This window comes from Blautia stercoris (assembly GCF_054657695.1).
The window spans coordinates 1,128,491-1,135,000 of the sequence record NZ_BAAHYF010000002.1; the positions used below are offsets into that span (position 1 = coordinate 1,128,491).

The following is a 6,510-nucleotide window of genomic DNA, read 5'->3' on the forward strand; positions in this document are numbered from 1 at the left end:
GATAAGAAAGATGTTAGAACAATATAGAACAGTCTATCAGGGCGGAGAGGGCGAAATTGTAGAAAAAAAGTCACGTTTTATCGCAACTGTCCGTCTGGTAAAAACAGAAGAAGAAGCTTTAAAATTTATTGAGGAGATAAAAAAGAAATACTGGGATGCCAGACATAACTGCTATGCTTATGTGATTGGAGAAAGAAAAGAGTTTATGCGCTGCAGTGATGATGGAGAACCACAGGGAACGGCAGGAAAACCAATGCTTGATGTTTTGCTTGGAGAAGAACTGTATAATATTGCGGTTGTAGTAACCAGATATTTTGGCGGAACTTTGCTTGGAACGGGAGGACTTGTGAGGGCATATTCAAAAGCCGTTCAGGAAGGATTAAAAAACAGTATTTTAATTACCAAAAACCATGGAGTATGTTTGTTAGTTGGAACAGATTATAATGGAGTCGGAAAACTGCAGTATTTGTTTGGACAGGAGAATCTTCCGATTTTAGATTCAAGATACGCAGAAAGTGTAGAATTTGAAGTATTAGTTCCGAAAAAAGAAGAAGAACGCATAAAAAAAGCCGTGACGGAAGCAACGAGTGGAAAAGCTTCTGTCACGGCAGAAAAAGAACTGTATTATGCCACTCTTGATAAAGAAGTTCTTACATTTGAAGACTGATAAAATTATTTTATCGTAGCCTTCATTTGACAAGGCCTGCATTTGTATAGATTGAGGACAAAAGGTGACTTGTCCCCGGTATGAGTACGGTTGTTATACAGTTTCCGGTTCTGGATATTCAACTCCGAAAGTATCTACAGTCATGTTCTGAATCATCTGTGGTTCAAGAGGACGGTCACTGTAGTCAGTTGGAACTTCAGCGATTTTATTTACCACGTCAAGTCCGTCAGTTACTTTTCCAAATGCAGCATACTGTCCATCCAGATGTGGGGAAGTTTCATGCATAATGAAGAACTGGCTTCCGGCTGAGTTTGGGTCCATTGCGCGAGCCATGGAAAGAACACCTGGTGTATGTTTTAAATCATTGGAAAAACCGTTATAGGTAAATTCTCCTTTGATGGAATAGCCAGGACCGCCCATTCCGGTTCCCTGTGGGTCGCCGCCCTGAATCATAAATCCGCGGATGACTCTGTGGAATACAAGACCATCATAGAAGCCTTTTTTAACCAGACTAATAAAGTTATTTACAGTATTTGGTGCAACTTCCGGATATAATTCAGCTTTCATAACACTGCCATCTGTCATTGTGATGGTTACAATTGGATTAGCCATAATTTGTATCTCCTTTAATTTTTTTTGCGAACAGGTTACTGCACTTAAAAAGTCTTATCAAAACAATAAAACCGGCAGCACCAAAAGGTTCAGATACCATTATAATCTGGAAAAATAAAAGGTGCAAGCCATAATTTTCTGTGTTATAATGTAGAATCGAGATTTGAACGCAGATAAGCATTCCCCCCGCTTCAAGTGCGCAGAGCACTAAACGGCGGGTGAGGGGGATGCTTCTGTCAGTGGGAGTTGAAAGCTCCCACTGACAGATCGCGAAGCGACTGCGTTCATGAGCAAGTAGCGAAGCGGATTGCGAATGTCCGCTTTACCGCAGATAAGCATTCTCCTGCTTCAAGTGCGCAGATCACTAAGTGGTGAGCAAGTAACAAAGCGGATTGCAAATGTCTGTTTTACCGTAACGATATTCTGACGAATACTCGCTCGGATGAAAGAAACAAAAAATGATGTCATTTTGTATAGAAACAGAAAGTGAGTCAAAATATGATAATAGAAACAAATAGTGCGAAGGAAACATTTGAACTTGGGAAACGGCTTGGAGAAAAAGCGGTTGCAGGACAGATTTATACCTTAAATGGAGATTTGGGAACCGGAAAGACCGTATTTACTCAAGGAGTGGCTGTAGGACTTGGAATCAAAGAACCGGTAAACAGTCCGACGTTTACGATTGTTCAAGAATATGAAGGCGGTCGGCTTCCATTTTATCATTTTGATGTCTATCGAATTGGAGATATTGAAGAAATGGAAGAAATCGGATACGATGATTACTTTTTTGGGAAAGGAATTTGCCTGATTGAATGGGCGGAATTAATAGAAGAGCTTTTGCCGGAGTCTATCATTGCAATTACAATTGAAAAAAATCCGGAAAAAGGATTTGATTATCGAAAAATCACAATAGATGGTTTAGCTAAGACAGAAATGGAATAAAAAAGCAGAACAAGAAACCAGAGAGGAGAGAAGACAATGAAATTATTAGCAATTGACAGTTCGGGGCTTGTAGCTTCTGTGGCTGTGATAGAAGAAGAAACACTTGTGGCAGAGTATACGATGAATTATAAAAAAACACATTCCCAGACTTTGCTTCCGATGTTAGAAGAAATAAAAAAGAGTATTGATTTGGATTTAAGTTCAATTGATGCAATTGCAGTGGCAGCAGGACCAGGTTCTTTTACAGGGCTTAGAATTGGTTCGGCGACAGCAAAAGGACTGGGACTTGCATTAGATAAGCCGTTAATCAGCGTGCCGACGGTAGATGCACTAGCTTATAATTTATATGATACCGATGAAGATACGATTATCTGTCCGATTATGGATGCAAGAAGAAAACAGGTTTATACAGGAATGTATTGCTTTTTAAATCATCAGATGCAGGTGGTAAAAGAACAGGATGCAGTTGCATTAGAGGAATTGATAAAAGAATTAAATCAAATGGAAAGACCGGTAATTTTTCTTGGCGACGCTGTTCCGGTTTATAAAGAATTGATTCAGGAAAGCTGTAAAGTGCCGTATTCATTTGCACCGGCACATTTAAGCAGACAGCGTGCAGGGGCGGTTGGCATGCTTGGTACTCTTTATTTTAAAGAGGGAAAAACAGAAAGTGCAGCAGAACATAAGCCGGAGTATCTTCGTGTTTCTCAGGCAGAAAGAGAACGTGCAGAACGTTTGAAACAAGAAAAACATGAGTGAGAATATCAAAAAAAATTTATTAAAAGTGCGTGAAATGACAATAGAGGATGCAGAAGAAACTGCTCAAATTGAAGCTGAAAATTTTTCAAAGCCGTGGAAGCAAAAGGATTTTGAAGATGCAGTTCGTTCTAAAAATACGTTGTACATGGTGATTGAGAATCAAGATGAAATCATTGGTTATGCAGGAATGTGGCTTGTATTAGATGAGGGCGAGATTACAAATGTGTCAATTAAAAAGTCCTGCTGGGGACAAAGAGCCGGAACGCATCTTATGGAGGAATTTTTAAAAGAAGCGAAAAAAAGAGGGGGGATGTCTTTCTTTTTAGAAGTGCGAGAGAGTAATCTACGTGCAAGAAAGTTATACCGTTCCTTTGGATTTGAAGAGATTGATGTGCGGAAAAAGTTTTATGAAGAGCCGGTCGAAGATGGAATCGTTATGTGTAAAAGATAGCAGAATTGCTATCTTTTTCTATATTTGAAAATGGTTTCATATAGGATTTTTGAAAAAAATTCGGTATAATACAGAAGAAACAAGTCGAGAGTACAAAGTAAATCAAAAAGAGAGATTTTGAAAGTATATGACATCCGTTTGGAGGATAAGGATGAGAAAATATAAAAATCAAAAAGAAAAAAAACTGGCAGAAATTTATTGTAATGGATGTGGAAAAAAAATAACCATAAAAAACGAAATGATTCAGGAAGGAATGTTTCATGGAGAGATTTTATGGGGATATTTTTCAAATAAAGATACAGAACACCATGAATTTGATTTATGTGAAGCGTGCTATGATAGAATAACCGCAGATTTTGTAATTCCGCTTACCGTGAAAAAAGAAAAGGAATTGTTGTAGCAGTCAAAAATGTGTGTTAAGATAAAAAACGCAGATATCTCTGCAAAATCAGAGAGAAATGAGGATAAAAGATAGATGCTGGATGTTTGTCTGTTAGGAACCGGTGGAATGATGCCGCTTCCAAGACGAAAATTAACTGCTTTAATGACACGCTATAACGGAAGTAATTTAATGATTGATTGTGGAGAGGGAACTCAGGTTGCTGTAAAGGAAAAAGGCTGGAGTTTTAAGCCGATTGATGTGATTTGTTTTACCCATTATCATGCAGATCATATCAGTGGGCTTCCAGGACTGCTTTTGACAATGGGAAATGCAGAGCGAACCGAGCCTCTTACTTTGATTGGACCAAAAGGTCTTGTCCGTGTGGTAAATGCGCTTCGTGTGATTGCACCGGAACTGCCTTTTGAAATTGAATGTATTGAGTTGACTCAGCCAGAAGAGACTTTTACTTTATATGGGTATGAGATTACGGCATATAAAGTAAATCATAATGTACTTTGTTATGGATATACGATAGAAATCAAGAGAAATGGAAAATTTGATGCAAAAAGAGCAAAGGAACAGAATATTCCGTTAAAATATTGGAATCCACTGCAAAAAGGGGAGACAGTAGAGGCAGATGGCATGCTTTATACTCCTGATATGGTATTAGGACCGGCAAGAAAGGGAATTAAACTGACTTATACGACAGATACCAGACCGGTCAAATCTATAGAAGAGCATGCGAAAGACTCAGATTTATTTATCTGTGAAGGAATGTATGGAGAGCAGGATAAAGAAGAGGAAAAGGCAAAGGCACATAAACACATGACGTTTAAAGAAGCTGCAACATTAGCAAAAAGTGCCAATGTAAAGGAACTCTGGCTGACACATTACAGTCCGTCGCTGGTAAGACCGGAAGAAGCATTGGGAGAGGCAACAAAAATTTTCCAAAATACGATTGCAGCAAGAGATCGCCAGTCGGTAGAACTGCAGTTTGAAGAAGAGTAGCAGAAACTTAAGATGATATCAGATAGATATTGTAGATATTGAGGTACGTTTTGAGTTTTGAGAGCTTTTAACAGAAAAATTTCGAGCGTACATTGGAATGGAGTACATGGGAAAGGAGAAAAAAACGTGGAGACAGAAACACAAAAAGATATTAAAATTCTTGCAATTGAAAGTTCCTGTGATGAAACTGCGGCATCCGTTGTGAAAAATGGACGTACTATTTTATCAAATGTGATTTCTTCACAGATAGACCTTCATAAACTTTATGGAGGAGTAGTGCCGGAAATTGCATCAAGAAAACATATTGAAAAAATTAATCAGGTGATTGAAGAGGCACTGAAAGAAGCGGGGGTTACTTTAGATGATTTAGATGCGATTGGGGTGACTTATGGACCTGGGCTTGTCGGTGCGCTTTTAGTCGGAGTGGCAGAGGCAAAAGCAATTAGTTTTGCAAAAGATTTACCACTGGTAGGCGTGCATCACATAGAGGGGCACATTTCTGCCAATTATATTGAAAATCTGGATTTAGAACCGCCATTTTTATGTCTGGTTGTATCGGGAGGTCATACACATCTGGTTATTGTAAAAGATTATGGTGAGTTTGAAATTTTAGGACGTACCAGAGATGATGCAGCAGGTGAGGCATTTGATAAAGTTGCAAGAGCAATTGGATTGGGATATCCAGGTGGACCGAAAATTGATAAACTTTCAAAAGAGGGAAATCCTTATGCGTTTGATTTTCCAAAGGCTAAGATTGAAGATGCTCCTTATGATTTTAGCTTTAGTGGGGTAAAATCAGCGGTATTAAATCATTTAAACAAGTGCAAAATGCAGGGGGAAGAGATTGTAGCAGCAGATATTGCAGCCTCTTTTCAGCGCTGTGTGGTTGAGGTACTTGTGGAACACGCAATTATGGCGGCAAAAGATTATCATATTAAAAAACTGGCGATTGCCGGAGGGGTTGCATCAAATAGCGGACTTCGCAGTGCGATGGAGGAAGCATGTAAAAAAAATCAGATAAAATTTTATCATCCATCACCAATTTTCTGCACGGACAATGCAGCAATGATTGGTGTGGCTGCGTATTACGAATTTTTAAAGGGAACGAGACATGGAATGGATTTAAATGCAGTTCCAAACCTGAAATTGGGAGAACGTTAGTATAAGGGGCGATAATATGAACTGTACAGCAATTGTGCTGGCAGCAGGCCAGGGAAAACGAATGAAGAGTAAAATACAGAAGCAGTTTCTTTTGTTAAAAGGGAAACCGGTTCTGTTTTATAGTATTTCTTGTTTTGAAAAGAGCAGTGAAATTGATGATATCATTATTGTAACAGGTGCAGAAAGCGTTGAATATGTAAAAAGAGAGATTGTAGAGCCGTTTGGATTCCAAAAGGTAAAAGCAGTCGTTACGGGTGGAAAAGAACGCTATGATTCTGTTTATGAAGGACTTAAGGCATGTCAAAACTGTGATTATGTGTTTATTCATGATGGCGCAAGACCATTTGTAACAGAGGAAATGATAGAGCGCGGAAAAAAAGCGGTGATTGCAGGTGGAGCGTGTGTTTTAGGCGTACCATCCAAAGATACAGTGAAAATTACGGATGAAGAGGGATTTGTAGAATCTACGCCAAAACGGGCTCGAGTCTGGAATATTCAGACTCCTCAGATTTTCTCCTATCCGGAAAT

Annotated in this window: 9 protein-coding genes (1 of these 9 running past the window's edge); 8 read left to right on the forward strand and 1 reads right to left on the reverse strand. The window is 38.9% G+C overall.

All coding sequences use genetic code 11. The annotated features are described in order from the left end of the window. Positions 1 to 10: 10 nt before the first annotated feature. On the forward strand, positions 11 to 667 hold the full coding sequence (locus tag ACYQ2D_RS14935; protein WP_459786010.1) for a YigZ family protein: 657 nt from the start codon (positions 11 to 13) through the stop codon (positions 665 to 667). A gap of 93 nt (positions 668 to 760) precedes the next feature. On the opposite strand, the gene ACYQ2D_RS14940 is transcribed toward ACYQ2D_RS14935, so the two are convergent. After that, positions 761 to 1,279, reverse strand: coding sequence for a peptidylprolyl isomerase (locus ACYQ2D_RS14940; RefSeq protein ID WP_022303615.1), 519 nt, complete (start codon positions 1,277 to 1,279; stop codon positions 761 to 763). Between the two features lie 498 nt (positions 1,280 to 1,777). On the opposite strand from ACYQ2D_RS14940, the gene tsaE reads away from it, so the two are divergent. From tsaE to ispD, 7 genes are all read left to right on the forward strand, one after another. Then, positions 1,778 to 2,221 (forward strand): tRNA (adenosine(37)-N6)-threonylcarbamoyltransferase complex ATPase subunit type 1 TsaE, encoded by a 444-nt coding sequence (gene tsaE, locus ACYQ2D_RS14945; RefSeq protein WP_117457158.1) that lies wholly within the window; start codon positions 1,778 to 1,780, stop codon positions 2,219 to 2,221. A gap of 36 nt (positions 2,222 to 2,257) precedes the next feature. Continuing rightward, positions 2,258 to 2,980, forward strand: a complete 723-nt coding sequence (gene tsaB / locus ACYQ2D_RS14950) for a tRNA (adenosine(37)-N6)-threonylcarbamoyltransferase complex dimerization subunit type 1 TsaB (protein WP_372555304.1) — start codon at positions 2,258 to 2,260, stop codon at positions 2,978 to 2,980. Next, the gene (gene rimI / locus ACYQ2D_RS14955; protein ID WP_459786012.1) at positions 2,973 to 3,431 is read left to right on the forward strand and encodes a ribosomal protein S18-alanine N-acetyltransferase; all 459 of its coding nucleotides are present in this window, start codon (positions 2,973 to 2,975) and stop codon (positions 3,429 to 3,431) included. Before tsaB ends, rimI begins: the two co-directional genes overlap by 8 nt. A gap of 151 nt (positions 3,432 to 3,582) precedes the next feature. Continuing rightward, positions 3,583 to 3,831: a hypothetical protein gene (locus ACYQ2D_RS14960; RefSeq protein ID WP_022302612.1), complete on the forward strand. Its 249-nt coding sequence runs from the start codon at positions 3,583 to 3,585 to the stop codon at positions 3,829 to 3,831. 75 nt (positions 3,832 to 3,906) lie between these two features. Beyond that, entirely contained in the window at positions 3,907 to 4,821 is a 915-nt protein-coding gene (locus ACYQ2D_RS14965; protein WP_022302611.1) for a ribonuclease Z, read from the forward strand. A gap of 126 nt (positions 4,822 to 4,947) precedes the next feature. After that, positions 4,948 to 5,982 carry a tRNA (adenosine(37)-N6)-threonylcarbamoyltransferase complex transferase subunit TsaD gene (tsaD, locus tag ACYQ2D_RS14970; RefSeq protein WP_022302610.1) on the forward strand — a complete coding sequence of 345 codons (1,035 nt, stop codon included), beginning with the start codon at positions 4,948 to 4,950 and terminating at the stop codon, positions 5,980 to 5,982. A gap of 16 nt (positions 5,983 to 5,998) precedes the next feature. Next, a protein-coding gene (ispD, locus tag ACYQ2D_RS14975) for a 2-C-methyl-D-erythritol 4-phosphate cytidylyltransferase (RefSeq protein WP_022302609.1) crosses the window boundary here: on the forward strand, positions 5,999 to 6,510 show its 5' portion. It continues 187 nt past the right edge of the window; 512 of the gene's 699 nt are visible here — the first part of the coding sequence; it begins with the start codon at positions 5,999 to 6,001; the stop codon falls past the right edge of the window.